Annotated in this window: 16 protein-coding genes; 9 read left to right on the forward strand and 7 right to left on the reverse strand. The window is 42.3% G+C overall.

The features are described 5' to 3' along the window. Positions 1–116 precede the first annotated feature (116 nt). Complete coding sequence (locus tag AC13FX_RS05135) at positions 117–1103, forward strand: stealth family protein (RefSeq protein ID WP_482879426.1); 987 nt, start codon at positions 117–119, stop codon at positions 1101–1103. Between the two features lie 21 nt (positions 1104–1124). Here AC13FX_RS05135 and AC13FX_RS05140 read toward each other — a convergent pair whose 3' ends face one another. Further along, positions 1125–1562 (reverse strand): hotdog fold thioesterase, encoded by a 438-nt coding sequence (locus tag AC13FX_RS05140; protein WP_482879427.1) that lies wholly within the window; start codon positions 1560–1562, stop codon positions 1125–1127. Between the two features lie 116 nt (positions 1563–1678). Here AC13FX_RS05140 and AC13FX_RS05145 point away from each other — a divergent pair, with 116 nt between their 5' ends. From AC13FX_RS05145 to AC13FX_RS05160, 4 genes are all read left to right on the forward strand, one after another. After that, the gene (locus AC13FX_RS05145) at positions 1679–3472 is read left to right on the forward strand and encodes an AMP-dependent synthetase/ligase (protein ID WP_482879428.1); all 1794 of its coding nucleotides are present in this window, start codon (positions 1679–1681) and stop codon (positions 3470–3472) included. 27 nt (positions 3473–3499) lie between these two features. Beyond that, a complete protein-coding gene (locus AC13FX_RS05150; protein ID WP_482879429.1) occupies positions 3500–5845 on the forward strand; it encodes a 3-hydroxyacyl-CoA dehydrogenase/enoyl-CoA hydratase family protein in 2346 nt (781 codons plus the stop codon). Positions 5846–5872: 27 nt separating this feature from the next. Next, a complete protein-coding gene (locus AC13FX_RS05155) occupies positions 5873–7063 on the forward strand; it encodes a thiolase family protein (protein WP_482879430.1) in 1191 nt (396 codons plus the stop codon). 99 nt (positions 7064–7162) lie between these two features. After that, positions 7163–8020, forward strand: a complete 858-nt coding sequence (locus tag AC13FX_RS05160; RefSeq protein ID WP_482879432.1) for an SDR family oxidoreductase — start codon at positions 7163–7165, stop codon at positions 8018–8020. Positions 8021–8033: 13 nt separating this feature from the next. Here AC13FX_RS05160 and AC13FX_RS05165 read toward each other — a convergent pair whose 3' ends face one another. The 6 genes from AC13FX_RS05165 to AC13FX_RS05190 form a co-directional block, all read right to left on the reverse strand. Beyond that, positions 8034–8189 (reverse strand): hypothetical protein, encoded by a 156-nt coding sequence (locus tag AC13FX_RS05165; protein WP_482879434.1) that lies wholly within the window; start codon positions 8187–8189, stop codon positions 8034–8036. A 77-nt stretch (positions 8190–8266) separates the two neighbouring features. Continuing rightward, the gene (locus tag AC13FX_RS05170; protein ID WP_482879435.1) at positions 8267–8614 is read right to left on the reverse strand and encodes a hypothetical protein; all 348 of its coding nucleotides are present in this window, start codon (positions 8612–8614) and stop codon (positions 8267–8269) included. A 96-nt stretch (positions 8615–8710) separates the two neighbouring features. Further along, positions 8711–9565, reverse strand: a complete 855-nt coding sequence (locus tag AC13FX_RS05175) for a Gfo/Idh/MocA family oxidoreductase (protein ID WP_482879436.1) — start codon at positions 9563–9565, stop codon at positions 8711–8713. 62 nt (positions 9566–9627) lie between these two features. Then, positions 9628–9810 (reverse strand): PspC domain-containing protein, encoded by a 183-nt coding sequence (locus AC13FX_RS05180; RefSeq protein WP_482879437.1) that lies wholly within the window; start codon positions 9808–9810, stop codon positions 9628–9630. A 160-nt stretch (positions 9811–9970) separates the two neighbouring features. Then, the gene (locus AC13FX_RS05185) at positions 9971–11755 is read right to left on the reverse strand and encodes a TonB family protein (protein WP_482879438.1); all 1785 of its coding nucleotides are present in this window, start codon (positions 11753–11755) and stop codon (positions 9971–9973) included. Continuing rightward, positions 11755–12135 (reverse strand): BlaI/MecI/CopY family transcriptional regulator, encoded by a 381-nt coding sequence (locus AC13FX_RS05190; RefSeq protein WP_482879439.1) that lies wholly within the window; start codon positions 12133–12135, stop codon positions 11755–11757. Before AC13FX_RS05190 ends, AC13FX_RS05185 begins: the two co-directional genes overlap by 1 nt. 113 nt (positions 12136–12248) lie before the next feature. Between AC13FX_RS05190 and AC13FX_RS05195 the strand changes: the two genes are divergently transcribed. The 4 genes from AC13FX_RS05195 to AC13FX_RS05210 all read left to right on the forward strand — a co-directional run bounded on the left by AC13FX_RS05195 (position 12249) and on the right by AC13FX_RS05210 (position 16296). Then, positions 12249–13814 carry a cryptochrome/photolyase family protein gene (locus AC13FX_RS05195; RefSeq protein ID WP_482879440.1) on the forward strand — a complete coding sequence of 522 codons (1566 nt, stop codon included), beginning with the start codon at positions 12249–12251 and terminating at the stop codon, positions 13812–13814. Between the two features lie 31 nt (positions 13815–13845). Then, a complete protein-coding gene (locus AC13FX_RS05200) occupies positions 13846–14829 on the forward strand; it encodes an aldo/keto reductase (protein WP_482879441.1) in 984 nt (327 codons plus the stop codon). Between the two features lie 89 nt (positions 14830–14918). Next, positions 14919–15593 carry a hypothetical protein gene (locus tag AC13FX_RS05205; protein WP_482879442.1) on the forward strand — a complete coding sequence of 225 codons (675 nt, stop codon included), beginning with the start codon at positions 14919–14921 and terminating at the stop codon, positions 15591–15593. Beyond that, complete coding sequence (locus tag AC13FX_RS05210; protein WP_482879443.1) at positions 15577–16296, forward strand: hypothetical protein; 720 nt, start codon at positions 15577–15579, stop codon at positions 16294–16296. The genes AC13FX_RS05205 and AC13FX_RS05210 overlap by 17 nt, the downstream gene beginning before the upstream one ends. Positions 16297–16337 lie beyond the last annotated feature (41 nt).

A 16337-nucleotide genomic window follows, 5' to 3' on the forward strand; every position in this document is an offset into this window, starting at 1 on the left:
TCATGTTTCGGGAATAAATAATGGCTATTACTTCTATAGTTAAAGTAGAAGCGGTCTTAAATATATTTAATGACAAAAGGGGGTATCTTTCCGCCTAATAAATTTCAGCTTGTTAAATGATAACAGAAGGTAAAAATATTGACGCGGTCATTACTTGGGTAGATGGGGAAGATCCGGTGCACCGAAATAAAAGGTTGAACGCTCTCAATAACACAGAAAAAAATGGTATTAATACTTTACCGAGTGGAGCTGATACCACACGGTTTTCAAATAATGATGAGATAAAATATTGTATTCATTCAATTATTAGATTCGCTCCCTGGATAAGGAAAATTTTCATAGTAACGGATGATCAGGTTCCGGAATTTCTTTCGGAGGAATTCATGGAAGTTCATGACATCCATATTGTAGACCATAAAGAGATCTTTAAGTCGTATGAGTGGGCGCTTCCAACCTTCAATACAAGAACGATAGAATCGGGTTTGTGGCGTATTCCGGGACTGGCCGAGCGATTTATTTATTTCAATGATGATTTTGTTCTATCGAGAAAGGCAGAACCCGGGGATTTCTTTCAGGGTGATAAATCAGTGATACAGGGAACATGGCATAAAATCAGTGATTATGGCCCATTTAGAATGAAAATCAATGAACTGTTTAGCAAGTTCACTAAAAAACTGTTTGGGATCACAAGGTCGATGCATACTCTTTTACAGATCCGATCTGCGCAGTTAGCGGGATTTGAAGATCGATATTATTTTATACCTCATGTGCCTCATCCGGTGCAAAAAGAGACGATCCGGTCATTTTTTGAAGAAAACCCAAAGCTATTTGAACAGAACATCAAATACCCATTTAGAAGTACGGATCAATTTTCAGCGATCTTTCTGGCAAACTATCTGGATATACAGAATCACAGAGCCATACTGAAGAAAAATAAACAGGCTATGATGATCCATGGTGAAATGGATCCATGGTTCTTGCTTAATTATAAACTCAGGAGGGTTAAAAACAAGAAGGTGAAATATGTGTGTTTACAGGCCATGGAGAGTTTCAGGCCTGCTCAACAAAAGCTAATTGAAGAGACCCTTAGTGCACATATTTAAAATTGCTTAAGATAATTTTCATTATATCTGTGGATCATTGATGATGGCCAATGTGCACCTTGAGGAACACACAAGTTTATCTTTTTCGTTGCGTAACTCACATTCCCAAACCTGAATTTTATTACCCAGATTGACCGGTTTAGCCGTACCGGTTACCCTTCCGCCCATTTTAACAGAGCGGATATGATTGGCATTGATCTCTAATCCCACTACGGCTTTATGTTCATCCTTCAACAGAAACCAGCCACCAACAGAACACAAGGTCTCTGCTAGGGCAACTGAGGCACCTCCGTGTAATATCCCAAAAGGCTGAACTGAATTTTCATTGACCGGCATTGAAGCGATCAACTTATCTGTACCCACATATTCAAACTCAATGCCTAAAGCGTGCCCCATATGTTTGTGTTTAAAATTAAAGTAAATATCCGCTTTATCTTTAAGGCTATCCTCAATGAACATAAAATTTGCTTTTGATTAACGGTGTTAAGTTATTTCAGTAAATGTATGAAAACGCTTTCAAATGTGTATTGAAAGTGTATATTAATCATTATCCGAGAACATGATATGGAAATAAAATGAAATACGATCCAACTACCATTTTATCGATAGTCGAACAGGGCTATGAGAAAAATAAATCCGGGATTTATTCTGCTGTCAAAAGAAACGGGGAATGGATTGAAACATCCATAAATGATTTTAAGGTTATGGTTCGTGATCTGGCGCTGGGCCTTTATGAACTTGGCGTGCGCAAAGGAGATAAAGTTTCTTTGCATGCTGAAAATTCAACTGAATGGCTGATAATAGATCAAGCCGTACTCTCGATCGGGGCAGCAGTGGTACCTATCTATACGACTCAGCCCGGCGACCAAATAAAGTACATCCTGGAAAACTCGGAGTCTAAAGTTCATTTTGTTTCAAATGATGAGGTATTTGCTGAGACCAAACCACTTATCAAAGAGGTCTCAAATATTAAGGCGATAATTTCAGTGTCAGAGTCTAAGCACAAGAAACTGAAGACCTTTGATAAGATCCTGGAAATAGGCCACAAAAAAGGAGAGGAGGATCCAAGTTTATTTGAGAAACTCAGAAGTAACGTAGAGCCGGAAGACCTGGCCACGTTGATCTACACCTCAGGTACAACCGGTGTACCGAAAGGGGTTATGCTGACACACGATAATATTGCACGTAATGCACTGGCTGCTTACGAGATATTTCCATTCGAACCAGGACAGTATGATGCCCCTAAGGTGTTATCATATCTTCCGTTAGCTCATATGTTTGAACGTACAGCTTCCTATATCTATGCGTATTGTGGTGTTCCTCCCTATTATATTGAAGACGTGGATGAGATCAAGGAGGATTTTGCAACCGTGAAGCCAATCTACCTTGTCACGGTTCCAAGACTACTGGAGAAGGTGGTGACCGGCATCAAGGTAAAGGGGCAGGAATTTAGTGGGATAAAGAAGAGATTATACTATTGGGCCGTCAATCTTGCAGAGAATTACGATCCGGATAACCCACCTTCTAAATGGAAAATGAAAATTGCGGATAAACTGGTCTATTCCAACATACGGGAGCTATTTGGTGGCAATATGGTTGGATTTAATGTGGGTGGGGCTGCTCTTTCCCCAAATATAGCCCGGTTTATCAATGGCATTGGGATCTATTGTGGTTTGGGTTATGGGTTGACAGAAACTTCTCCGGTACTCACAGGACCTCCTAAGGGGGAGCTTAGAATAGGATCATCAGGGAAGCCAATTGCAGATGTCGAGTTAAAGATTGCAGAAGATGGCGAGATACTTGCGAAGGGACCTTATATCATGAAAGGCTATTTCAAGATGCCTGAAAAAACTGATGAAGTGATCGATGAAGACGGTTGGTTTTATACCGGGGATATCGGGCATTTGGATGAGGACGGATGGTTATTTGTCACCGATCGTAAAAAATCACTGTTCAAATTGTCAACTGGTAAATATGTAGCCCCTCAGCCCATTGAGAATGCACTTGTTAACAGTGGATTTATTGAACAGGCTGTAGTTGTTGGCAGTGAGCATAAATTTTGTGCAGCACTGATCGTACCTAACTGGGAAAATATGAAAAAACGATTTGAGACTACCCATCATAAATTTCCTGAAGATAATATTACTGAAAATGAGTATGTCATTAAGCGAATACAGAAAGAAGTGGATAAAGTAAACACCGACCTGTCAAAATGGGAGAAAGTGAAGAAATTCAAGATCCTGAAAGATCAGTTTACTATAGAGGAAGGTGAGATCACACCAACACTGAAAGTGAAAAGAAACGTGATCAACAAAAAATACAAGGATATCATTGATTCGATATATGCAGATGAGGAATCAGAAGGGTAATTGCAGTTCTAAAAGAGATTGATAATTATGAGTAGTAAAAAATACAGAATCAAAAAGGTAGCAGTTTTGGGGTCAGGTGTGATGGGGAGTCAGATCGCAGCTCATTGTGTAAATGCGGGCCTGGATGTAGTCTTGTTGGACCTGAAAAGTGACGAGCCGGAAAGACCCAATAAAATTGCAGAGGAAAGCCTTCAAAAAGCAACTAAGATGAAGCCGGCCCCTTTTGGTAAACCTGAATTCGCACAAAGGGTTAAGGTTGGTAATTTTGAGGATGATTTTGATAAAGTTGGAGAAGCAGACTGGATCTGTGAGGTGATCATAGAAAAAATGGACATCAAGAAAGATATGATGTCCAGAATCGATAAGATCCGTAAGAAAGATGCTATTGTAAGTTCCAATACCTCCGGATTGCCCATTTCAGAGATCGGCGAAGATTGCTCAGATGATATGAAAGCTCACTTCCTGGGGACTCATTTCTTCAATCCGCCCAGATACATGAAATTATTTGAAGTGATCCCAACAGACTCAACTTCTGATGAGGTCAGGGAGTATATGCATCGCTTTTGCGAGAAAACCCTTGGAAAAGGCGTGGTGATCTGTAAAGACACGCCAAACTTTATTGCAAACCGGGTCGGGATATTCTCAATTGCCAATATTATGCCCTATTTCTTTAATGGTGAGTTCAGGGCAGAAGAAATAGATTTACTGACGGGGACATTAACCGGGTACTCGAAAGCAGCCACTTTCAGAACTGCTGATATGGCCGGAAATGATGTGACCAATCATGTAGCCAAAAACCTGTATCCTTCCATCCCTGATGATGAAATGCAGGAGACCTTCGATCTTCCGGATGAGTTCCAAAAAATGATTGATGAGGGTATGATCGGAAACAAGGCAGGAAAGGGTTTTTACAAAAAAAAAGATGGAGAGTATCTGGTTCTTAATCCAGAGACTTTTGAGTATGAAACTCAGGAGAAAATGGATGCCGAGATCCTCGATGAAGCCAATAAGATCAAGGATACATCTGAAAGACTTAAATTTTTAGTGAATTCTGAAGGTAAGATCGGTGAGTTCCTCTGGAATGTTCATCGAGACCTCCTTATGTATGCAGCTAATCGTATCCCGGAGATCACGGACTCACCACTTTCGATCGATAGGGCGATGCAGTGGGGATTCAACTGGGAAATGGGGCCATTCCAACGCTGGGATGCATTGGGCTTAGAAGAAACAGCGAATAGGATCGAAAAAGAAGGAAAAGAAGTGCCTTCATTGATATCTGAAATGCTGGGATCCGGCTTCAATACATTCTATGCAGATGGAAAAGTCTATGCACCTGCAAAGAAAAAAATGGTAGAAATGCCACCTGAGGCAAAAGGGGAGATCAAGGCTGCACATCTGAGAAAAGGGCAAGAACCGGTTATGGAAAATAATAGCTGCACTCTGCACGACATGGGTGATGGTGTTGTCCTTTTTGAATTCAAAACCCCACACTCAACCCTTGGAGCAGAGTTGGTTGATTCACTCCACAAGGTTTTAAACATAGTAGAGCAAGATTTTGATGGGTTGGTCATCAGTCATGATGGAGATAACTTTGCCTTCGGAGCAAACCTGAAAGAAGCACTGACTGCCAAACAGAATGATGATTGGAAAAGTGTGGAATCTGCTGTAAACAATTTTCAGAAAACAGCGGTTGCCCTGAGAGATGCGCCTTTTCCTGTAGTTGCTGCACCATTTGGCAAAACGCTGGGCGGAGGAGTAGAATTCTGCCTCTATTCAGATAAAGTAGTGGCACACCACGAAACCTACATGGGCCTGGTTGAGGTAGGCGTTGGTTTGATACCGGCCGGTGGCGGCACAACGGAACTGCTCAGACGAGCCATGGATAAACTGGAAGGTGATGCAGATCCGCTTCCTTTCATCCGGGAAGTGTTCAAGACGATTGGCATGGCAAAAGTATCCGAAAGTGCGCATCTGGCAAAAGAATTAGGTTATTTGCGGCCTGATGATTCTATAGTGATGAACCGGGATCTACTGATCAAAAGAGCTAAAGAAGAAGCATTGAATTTGGTAGAGGCAGGTTATCAGTCACCGGCAAAAACACCGGTCAAGGTATTGGGTAAAACAGCCCTTGCTGCGATGAAGCTAATGCTACATGTAATGCATGAGGGTAAATATATAACCGATTATGACAAGGTTGTGGCTGAACGAGTAGCGTATGTATTAGCCGGTGGAGATCTCAGTGAAGAGCAGGAAGTACCTGAATCTTACCTCTTAAAATTGGAACGTAAAGCCATACTCGAATGCCTTCAGGACGATCGAACCCTGTCAAGAATGGAGCATATGCTGAAAAAGGGGAAACCATTAAGAAATTAAAAATTCAAAATTGAAGAATTTAAAATTATGTCTAAAAATGAAGCATACATCGTTGCGGCAGTTCGAACTCCATGTGGGAAAGCAAATAAGGGGTCATTGCGGTTTACCCGGCCGGATTCAATGGGAGGGGCTGTTGTTAAAGACCTACTGAGTCGTACAGAAGGGCTGGAGCCTGATCAGGTCGAGGATGTGATCATGGGTTGCGCATTCCCGGAAGCTTCTCAGGGACTTAATGTGGCCAGGCAAATAGCGATCCTGGGTGGTTTACCTGATTCGGTACCCGGTGTTACGGTAAACCGGTTTTGTTCATCAGGATTGCAAACCATTGCCATGGCGGCAGAATGCATTATGGCCGGCGGGGCAGATGTGATCGTTGCCGGTGGGGTTGAATCTATGAGTTTGGTACCAATGGGTGGTATGTCGGTTCAGCCTAATCCGGAGTTGGTAAATGATAAACCCGGTGTTTACGTAAGTATGGGAATTACGGCAGAAAATGTAGCTGATAAGTACAAAGTAAGCCGGGAAGATCAGGATGAATTTGCGTACAGAAGTCATCAGAGAGCGATCAAAGCCTGGGAAGATGGAAAGTTTGATGAGCAGATCACTCCTGTAGAAGTTCATGAAAAGAAAGTTACATCCACCGGTGATGTGGTAAAAGATAGATTCACATTCAAACAGGACGAAGGTCCAAGATCAGAAACCTCTGTGGAGGCTTTATCCGGGTTGCGGCCGGCCTTCAAACAAGGTGGCAGCGTGACGGCCGGTAATTCATCACAAATGAATGATGCAGCCGCTGGTGTCGTGGTCATGAGTGGAGAGATGGTAAAGGAATTAGGCATAGAGCCAATAGCTCGATATGTTGGGTTTCAGGTAGCCGGTGTTTCTCCAGAGATCATGGGGATCGGACCTATTGAAGCTGTACCCAAAGTGTTGGATAAAACGGGATTGAAATTATCCGACATGGATCTTATCGAATTGAATGAGGCTTTTGCTTCACAGTCGCTGGCAGTTATCAGAAAGTTAGGTTTGAATGAGGACATCACGAACGTTAACGGTGGTGCGATAGCTATGGGTCACCCGCTTGGTTGTACCGGAGCCAAGTTGACCACGCAAATATTGTATGAGATGAAAGCCCGCGAGTCAAAGTATGGGTTGGTTACAATGTGTATTGGTGGGGGAATGGGGGCAGCAGGAATTTTTGAGAATCTAAGGATATAGAATCATTCAACAGTGGTTTTAATTCAAAATATTGTACCCGTAGGGGCAATACATGAATTGCCCCTACGGGTACAATGAAACAACCATTAATTCAATTTTATGTATACAGACGATACTCTTTCAGGAAAGACCATTTTAATAACCGGGGGAGGCAGCGGCCTTGGGTTAGCAATGGCTAAAGCATTTACAAGAACAGGAGCCAATGTTGCTATATGTGGGAGGACAGAGGAAAAACTTCAAAAGGCAGTAAAAGAAATTGAAAAGGAGAGAGAAGGAGCTGTAGCAAGGTACTATAAATGTGATGTCAGGGATTATGACGGTGTAACATCAATGTTTGAACAAATCATTGATGATTTTGGCTCACTGGAAGGTTTGGTGAATAATGCAGCCGGCAACTTCTTGTCCGCTTCAGAGGATCTGACACCTGGGGGGTTTAAGGCTATAATTGATATCGTATTGCATGGCAGCTTTAACTGTACGCATGTTTTTGGGAATTACCTGATCGACAATAAAAGGGAAGGGAATATTCTGAATATGGTAACAACCTATGCAGAGGGAACCGGGTGTGCTTTTGTATTACCTTCGGCATGTGGTAAGGCTGGAGTGTTAGCCATGACAAGATCTCTTGCTTTTGAATGGGCAGAATATGGCATCAGGCTGAATGCAATAGCTCCCGGTCCATTTCCAACGGAAGGGGCCTGGTCACGTTTGGTACCTGAAAAGACCATGGAAAAGAAATTCATCGAAAAAGTTCCCTTAAAAAGATATGGCGAGCCGGAAGAGCTCGCCAATCTGGCAGTGTTTTTAATGTCTGACCTCTCATCTTATATGACCGGTGAATGTGTGGTCATAGATGGAGGAGAAAGACTTCAGGCCGGTCAGTTTAACTTTATAGACGGCTTAATGCCACGAAGTAAACTGAAAAAGATATTCAAGGCCATGAAGCCAAAGAAATGACCATGTTATATTATCATGAAATGGCCATACCTATCATCAGCATCGCAGCGATGATCAGGTAGTAGAATCGTTTTACATTTTTATCCGGCTTGTGTAGCCCAAAAATGTTCTTATAGATATAATGGTCAAATCCCAGTTTGTAATATTTTTCGTATAACTTAGCTCTCATAGTGGCACCTCCTCTTATGTAATTGGTGCAGTAATTTAATAGATGATTGTTGTTGAATAGTGGAAACGTAGTTGCTACTAATTTTTGGTAGCTATCAGCTCTTTATTAGCCTTGACTACTTTTCCATCAATAATAGTTTCAATACTTAGTTTTTCACCTTTGTCGTAAACGGCTTTGGTAATTACTTTGTCAGAATTAAAACCATAAAGAACCCACGTTCCGTGTGGTTTTACTTCGTTTCCAACCTTCCAGTATTGACCTTTTTGAAGGATATTACCTTCATTATCAAAAAACTTAACGTCATAAATATTGTTTTCAACATGTGTGATCACATATTCATGTTCAACATTCTTGATCGTTTGCTGTGCATAAAGGCCGGCAGAAAAGATCAATGCAAATAGTAATGCTGATAATAGTTTCTTCATAGTATTTCTCCACTTGTTCTCCCTCAATGTTAAGGAATTGTTAACTCAATGTAAATGGTTTGTTAACGAAAAGTTAACATTAAGTTAACATAGGGCTCAGCGGTACTGTGAGAGGCGTTTTTCTACTTGTTCAACCTGGAGTGATAATTGATAAGCATCGTATGGGGTGTAGGGCGTCTCCCTTTTCATTTGTACTGACTTCAAGAACATAAGTGCTGCTTTTTCAGCCGCTTTGGCAGGATCAAATGTTTGTTTCTCAAAAAACAGATGGTCACCTGAGTTTAACCGACCAATGCGAACTTCCTGTTCAGGTGCATCACATTCAAAGATCTCCATTTTGTTTGCAGATATGCGTTTATGCCTGTTAGAGGAAGCCCCGGTATAAATATTGATGTTTGCGGTGGAACCATTATCAAAGCGGATGAATAAATGCAGTGCTGATGGGTGAACATTATTTAATAACACCTGTTTTGCTTCGATATGATGAATACCACTATCGACCCATTTCATACATAATCCCAGTTCATCTATCCAATAGTGCCTGAATTCATTTTTGGTATTCATGAATTGGGTATAGTGTATTTCCCGGGTAATACTGAGAAAGGAGGGGCGGGCCATACGATCGATCATCCATTGTGTGGCAGGTGCAAGGGTGGGCCAGTGTGAAAACTGTACATGCACACCGGCTTCCATTGAAGCTCTGTAGATGGTCTCCAATTTTTTGGTATTGGTTGGTTGCAAAGCCACCAGGAAACAGTTTAGCCCCTGATGTATGGCATCTAACAGCAGGTCCAGATTATATTCAGATTCATCGACTAAGAAACAAGCATCAACATCCCCTAATTCAGCAATGCCAGGACATAATTCAACCTCCTGTACGATCTGATGAGGTCGCAGATGACGCTCCCAGGCTACAGCCCTCGTGGCATCTCCAATTATTCCAACTTTCATAAACCCTCCAGATTAAGTTGGAGGTCAAGATGCTAAGCCGGCACGACTTTTACAAGAAGGGCTTAGTCGGGCATTACAATTGCAAGAATGAAATAAAGTAGAATAGGAGAGCCCCACCCTAGAAAGATCAATAAGATAAATAGTATACGGATCAAGGTAGCATCCCATCCTAGGTATTCCGCAAAGCCACCGCAAACGCCTGCAAGCATTTTATCGGTGCGTGATTTTTTGAGTTTAGCTGGCATGATGAAATTGTTTATTTGATTATAATCTAACCTTTGTTACGCCCACTCAAAAAAGATGTTGCAAAAAAAGTTCATAAAAAAAGCGGAGTGATCAAACTCCGCTTTAATACTATCATATAATGATGTGTTCTTTTACCTCAAAAGGGTGGTGTTGGGATGTCTAATTTGAAGGCTCTTCTGCACTAAAGTTTGCATCCTCAAGTTTGAAATTGATACTCATGGCATAACGGACCCTTACCTTACGGCCTCGCTGTACGCCCGGTTCAAATTTGGCTTCTCTAACGACCCGAAGTGCTTCTTCATCTGCACCACCGCCTATACCGCGTACCACCTCGGCATTTTCAACGTCACCGTTCTCAGTCACAATGAATTGAACGGTTACCTTTCCTTCTATTCCGGCCCGCCTTGCCAATGCAGGATATTCGATCTTACTCTGGATGGCTTTCATGCCGCCTATGAGCTTGGGCATTTCTTCAACAACAACGAAGAAGTCTTCTTCTGAATTAGTTTTGGAAGGTGTTGTATCTCTAAAAGGCCACTCTGAAAAATCAACTTCTTTTAATTTTGAATAAGGAATAACTGAAGAATTCCAGGTAGCAGGAACCTTTTTGGGCAGGTGTCTAACCCATAACTTTGCATCCCCATCAATAAATGAGTTTGTAGATTTTTTTATTTCAAATCGAAGACCATTGGTCTCGAAGCTAATTTTATTCCCTGAAATAGTGCCATTTTGAGTAGCCCCATCGAATTCTACTCCTGAAAACACGATAGTACCATAGTCCTTAGCTGATAAAGCAAATCCACTACTCAAGGGTGGTAGATCGTAATTATCGTTTCGTTTACGATAATTAAAGATTTCTTTTCCATTTACGAGCAATGTAGACTCTCCAATATCAATCTTTGTGTTTATAAGTTCTTGTTCACTTAATCCTTCAGGCCCTCTAAGATCAGAGCAGGCAATCGGAAGCGTGATGCCGACGATCATCAGCAATAAAAATGCGATGCTTTGCCTGAATGAGGCTTTATGTAGTTTATGATATTTCATGGTTTTTATCCGTTTCTTTAAGGTTGAGTTCTTCACTGCCATGCTTACTGACAACCGTCCCGCACCGCTGCTCAAAGGAACTAACTCATAAAGCAGGCTGGCATAGGATTTTATGGAGAAATCGGATCTGGAAAGCACTTCCTGATCACAGGAAATTTCCCGGTAGGTGTCGATCTCCTGATTGCCATACCGAATGAGGGGATGAAACCAAAAGAGCGATTCGATCATGGATAAGGCCAGCTGCAGCAGATAATCACCGCGTTTGATATGGGTGAGTTCGTGCTGAAGGGCCATCTCCAGTTTTTCCGGTTCGTGCTGCAATAATTTTGGTAGCACGATCACCGGCTGCTTCCATCCAAAGGTGAATGGAACCAGCGGATGATCATGAAAAGCTAATTTAACGGCCCGGTCCTTATTCGGTTCAACCGTAAGTACATCCTGCAGCTCAGTGATGTTCAGGTTCTTATATAATGACTTCAATGCCACGTAGCTGCTGATCAATCTCCCGACCATATACATAGAAATGAGACCCAGGAGTATAGTTGCTGCTCCTATCAATAGAGAAGGTTCTAACCAATTTATTGATAGCTCTGTGGATGAGTCACCGCCTGAAGGTACTAACTCAATAGGATTCTGAACCACAAAAAAAGCCGTTTCAATGTTGGATTCAGCAAACCAGGACGGAATTCTGTTCATCAGCGCTGCAGCTCCAATACCGAAGGGTAGGGATAGCAGGGCAGCTGTTCGCAGGTGATAATGAAAAAGGGGATTCAACCCTTCACGGTTACGCAGTACTAAGAACGCCAGCCCGCAGCACAGCGTCCATATTGCCAGAGGAAACCAGATGGCATCCAGGCTAAAATTCCCGATCTCTCTCAAATAATAAACGAGTTCATACATTATTGATCCTCCATGTTATCTATCATATCCCGAAGTTCTTTTAATTCCTTTTCACTGATGTTCTCGCCTTTCACCAGTGTTTGTACCAAAGCAGAGGTCGATCCCTTAAAAACTTTATCGATCAGACCGGATACGAGATTGGATTGGACTTCTTCCGGCTCAATGCGTGCGCTATATACATAGGTATTACCATCTTTGTAGTACTTTAGAAATCCTTTGTCGTTCAAATTCTTCATGATGGTCATGACCGTGGTATAGGCCACTTTACGATCCTTGAGGATGCGCTCTCTTACCTGGGCTACAGTTGCTTCGCCCAATGCCCACACGTGGTGCAGGATTTCCATTTCCGATTCTCCAAGCGGTGTCAGTGATTTTCTCATGGCAGTGATCTAATTAGTTAGTACTAATATAATAGTAATAGATTAAAATTCAAGAATATTTGTTTAATAAAGCAATTTGGAACGTATATATCCTAAAATATTATTTTGTAAGCATGAATAAGCGAGATTTTTTATCCCATATTGACGGTAAAATATCAAAGCCTGAGATAATAGGGCATGAAAAAGCCGTCTTTATCTTACATGATCAGCTGAATCTGGATACATGGCCAAGCTGGATACGTGAGGAAAAGCCACTGTTGGTCTTCATTGAATCAGGGGAGAAAGGCAGAAGCTTGCCATACCATAAAAAGAAGCTGATCTATCTGTTGAGCAGCATGCGTCACTTTGCTTTGGAATGTGCAGAGGATGGCTTCCCCGTTCTCTACCATTCAACTAAAGAGCATTATGACGATGGATTGAAAGGGGTGCTAAAGAAATATCAGGATCTCAACATAACTTATATGACTCCGTCTGAATGGGACACAAGAGAGAGACTTCGAAGTATTCGATCAGAGTTCAAGAGTCGCGTGAATGAGATATCAAACAATTTCTTCCTGGCTGACATTGAAGAATACAAAGAGCGGGTAAAGGAAGGATGGACGATGGAATATTTCTATCGGGAAATGCGCCGCAAGACCGGATACCTAATGGATGGAGATCAGCCGGAGGGAGGCGAGTGGAATTATGATGAGCAAAACCGGGAGAAGCTGCCAAAGGATCACCCCGTACCGTCTATTGCAGAAACTGAAGTTGATGAGATCACAGGGGAAGTCATTGAGATGGTGGAGGCGTGGTTTCCGGATCATTTTGGCAAGAGTGATGATTTCACTTATGCAGTGACGCGCAGACAGGCCCTCTACAGGCTGAATGAATTTATTAAAGATCGGCTGGATGAATTTGGCCCATATGAAGATGCGATGGCTCATGGAAAGTATGATCTGTTTCATTCACAGCTATCAGTGTACCTGAATAATGGGTTGTTACTACCCACCGAAGTATGTGACAAAGCTGAGGAAGCCTATCAAAATGGAGAGGCACGCTTGAATTCGGTGGAAGGCTTTATCAGGCAGATCATCGGGTGGCGGGAGTACATACGGATCTATTATGAGTCTATGATGCCGGAAGTGCGGGAAGCCAATCATTTTGGTTTCACAAATAAGTTACCGGAGATGTATTGGTCGGGTGAGACTAAAATGAGTTGCATGAGTGAATGCCTCAAACCTGTTATTGATGAGGGATATTCTCATCATATTCCACGCCTGATGGTACTTAGCAATTTCAGCAATCTGACCGAAACCGATCCTCGTGAATTGAATAGGTGGTTTCATTTGGCGTATGTGGATGCCTATGAGTGGGTGGTTCTTCCAAATGTATTGGGAATGTCAACCTTCGCAGATGGTGGGGTGCTGGCCTCCAAGCCTTATGTGAGCAGCGGTAATTACATCAATAAGATGAGTGATTATTGTAAGCACTGTGAGTACAAGATCAGCAAGAAAACAGGTGAGGATGCCTGCCCTTTTAATTATCTCTACTGGAATTTTATCGACAAGCAAAGAGATACGTTCTCAAAAAACGGCCGTTCAAATTTTATGGTGAACATGTTTGACAAGAAGAGTGAAGAGGATAAAAAGGCTATAATAGAATCATCCATGAAATTCATTGAGTCACTAAATCGTTAGGGTACATGAATTAATTAATAAAATTCACATAATGGAGTTTACACAAGTAAGCGATCTGGATCTTAAGATATCAAGAGTAACATTAGGAACCTGGGCTATCGGTGGCTGGATGTGGGGTGGCTCCAATGACCAAAAAGCGATCGATACCGTTTTAACCGCATTGGATAAGGGAGTTACGACTATTGATACGGCCCCTGTTTACGGTTTTGGGAAAAGCGAAGAACTGGTTGGCAAGGCGGTAAAAGAATATGGCCACCGCAAAGACATCAAAATTGCCACCAAAGTGGGATTGCAATGGAATGATGAGGGTGAGGTCACCCGTAATTCAACAAGGGACCGGATACTTAAAGAGATCGACGATTCTCTGGATCGTTTACAGGTTGACTATGTTGACATCTACCAAATTCATTGGCCCGATACCAAGACTGACTTTGAAGAGACGGCCTCAACCATGAACGAATTGCTGGAAGGGGGAAAGATCAGGGCTATCGGAGTGTCAAACTTCAGTCCGGAACAAATGGAAGCATTTCGTGAGACAGCTCCTATCCATGTTTGCCAGCCACCATATAACCTGTTTGAGAGAGGCATTGAAAAGGATGTACTCCCTTATTGCAAAGACAACAATATCACCTTGCTGACCTATGGTGCTCTGTGCAGGGGACTTCTATCCGGAAAAATGGATGAGCAAACCACGTTCAATGAGGGTGACATGAGAAAAAATGCAGACCCGAAATTTCAAGGGGAGACATTCAGGCAACACCTTAAAGCTGTGGACAGCCTCAAAACGTATGCATCTGAAACCTTCAACAAAGATGTGCTGCCGCTTGCAGTCCGGTGGATACTGGACAAAGGGGTTGATTCCGCTATATGGGGTGCGCGAAAGCCGGAGCAGGTGACCTTTGAGGATGTCTTTGGGTGGGAAATGACAGATGAACAGGTAAAAGAGATCGAGAAGATCGTTGAAAATATTGTTGATGACCCTGTAAGTCCCGCTTTTATGGCTCCGCCGGAGTAGAAGCTTCCGAATATCATTGAGAATTTTGGCTTCTTGCATTATTTCTAAAATATACGCTTATTCCGTAAAACATTAATAACTGTTGTTTTATGGAAAGAGAAACAAAGCTCTTATTCGGGGGCATCGCATTTGCCGCTTTAGGCTTTTTTATCCCGCTTTATTTTGGAAAGATCTGGTTAGGTTTGTTTATCGCATTGGTCATTGCCGTAATATTTCTGGGAAGGATGTTGAGCTTAAGCGAAAACGAGTTTGAATCGAAAGGGGCATACAGAATCGTATATGGACTGGTTGTGTTAGGCGTTCTGTTTCATGCGATCGCTTTTGCCCATGATTATGGAAGAAAGGATTACCAAAAAGATCTTCTGCTGGAGATACGTAAGACCATCGATTCCGGGGGCACGCAGGCCGATGTCCGTGAAAAATTGATCTACGTACTGGGACAGTATCACCAAAATGACAGGGAATCTATTGTGGCCACCTTTAAAGACATGATGAATGAGCAAATAGGTGAAGATGGAATCTATTTATCTGATTTCGATCTCCGAAAGGCCGCCGGGGATAGCTCGATGGCCGATATAGATGAGGATAACCTGAATCATTTCTATGAAATCGATGAGGAAGCCGATGAAGTACGTGTGATCGTAGTCGCAGATGTCTCAATAGGGTCAGATACTGATTACGAAAATTATGACGGGCAAGTTGGTCGGTTCGAAATGAGATTCACCTTAAACCAGGAAGGAGTCAGCTATGAAGTTCTCAACTAGAAGGTTTAATGAATGGCTCATTCTGGTGATGATCGTAGTGTTGGTGCCATTTGGGTTTGAATACGTTCAAAACAATTGGAATCCTTTGCCAAAAGCTGTCGATTATTTATTTAATTATCATCCCACTAATATCGTTATCGCTCTTGGTACCATTGATGCGATCAACCTATTTGGTGGTGATGCCGTAGAAGGGTTTTCGATCACCTGGCTGACTGCTTCCATCTATTTCAATATTGTAATGTTCCTGATGGTGGGCCCTTACCTCTTTTTTAAGGGATTCAAGCTGGCTAAAAAGAATCAGGAAAATGCCAAGCCCTGGTATTGGTACGTTGGCGGAGCGATCTGTATTGGGTCGCTGATGATCATTCCGGTGGAGATAAAGCACCTATACTCTTATAGTAGTGGTGTTTATAAGAGTAATATGGAAAGTGCAGAAAAAAGCAGAGAATCGGACTTAATGCGAAGGGAACTGACTGAAGTTGGGTTTGCAGTGGCGGAATTTGAGATCGTTAAGGATGGGGTAAACGAATCGTTTAATATTGAGGATCTGGAGCTGGAAGACCTGAAGTATAACAACTCAGTTGAGAGCATGCAGTCTGATACTCTGCTTGTGATCTCTGTTTCCAACCCTGAGCAGCCTGAACTTGGTTATGAAATGGAAGTGAGGCCGTATAGCGAAAGTGTACTACGTTTTCGGAATTAGTTATGACTCAAATTGGTTTGCAAAATCAGAATGCAGACCAC

This window comes from Gracilimonas sp. B-17 (assembly GCF_056857935.1).

Excerpts from the sequence above, each read along its gene's own strand:
- AC13FX_RS05135 (WP_482879426.1), top strand. The coding sequence starts at position 117 with ATGATAACAGAAGGTAAAAATATTGACGCGGTCATTACTTGGGTAGAT.
- AC13FX_RS05140 (WP_482879427.1), bottom strand. The coding sequence starts at position 1,562 with ATGTTCATTGAGGATAGCCTTAAAGATAAAGCGGATATTTACTTTAAT.
- AC13FX_RS05145 (WP_482879428.1), top strand. The coding sequence starts at position 1,679 with ATGAAATACGATCCAACTACCATTTTATCGATAGTCGAACAGGGCTAT.
- AC13FX_RS05150 (WP_482879429.1), top strand. The coding sequence starts at position 3,500 with ATGAGTAGTAAAAAATACAGAATCAAAAAGGTAGCAGTTTTGGGGTCA.
- AC13FX_RS05155 (WP_482879430.1), top strand. The coding sequence starts at position 5,873 with ATGTCTAAAAATGAAGCATACATCGTTGCGGCAGTTCGAACTCCATGT.
- AC13FX_RS05160 (WP_482879432.1), top strand. The coding sequence starts at position 7,163 with ATGTATACAGACGATACTCTTTCAGGAAAGACCATTTTAATAACCGGG.
- AC13FX_RS05165 (WP_482879434.1), bottom strand. The coding sequence starts at position 8,189 with ATGAGAGCTAAGTTATACGAAAAATATTACAAACTGGGATTTGACCAT.
- AC13FX_RS05170 (WP_482879435.1), bottom strand. The coding sequence starts at position 8,614 with ATGAAGAAACTATTATCAGCATTACTATTTGCATTGATCTTTTCTGCC.
- AC13FX_RS05175 (WP_482879436.1), bottom strand. The coding sequence starts at position 9,565 with ATGAAAGTTGGAATAATTGGAGATGCCACGAGGGCTGTAGCCTGGGAG.
- AC13FX_RS05180 (WP_482879437.1), bottom strand. The coding sequence starts at position 9,810 with ATGCCAGCTAAACTCAAAAAATCACGCACCGATAAAATGCTTGCAGGC.
- AC13FX_RS05185 (WP_482879438.1), bottom strand. The coding sequence starts at position 11,755 with ATGTATGAACTCGTTTATTATTTGAGAGAGATCGGGAATTTTAGCCTG.
- AC13FX_RS05190 (WP_482879439.1), bottom strand. The coding sequence starts at position 12,135 with ATGAGAAAATCACTGACACCGCTTGGAGAATCGGAAATGGAAATCCTG.
- AC13FX_RS05195 (WP_482879440.1), top strand. The coding sequence starts at position 12,249 with ATGAATAAGCGAGATTTTTTATCCCATATTGACGGTAAAATATCAAAG.
- AC13FX_RS05200 (WP_482879441.1), top strand. The coding sequence starts at position 13,846 with ATGGAGTTTACACAAGTAAGCGATCTGGATCTTAAGATATCAAGAGTA.
- AC13FX_RS05205 (WP_482879442.1), top strand. The coding sequence starts at position 14,919 with ATGGAAAGAGAAACAAAGCTCTTATTCGGGGGCATCGCATTTGCCGCT.
- AC13FX_RS05210 (WP_482879443.1), top strand. The coding sequence starts at position 15,577 with ATGAAGTTCTCAACTAGAAGGTTTAATGAATGGCTCATTCTGGTGATG.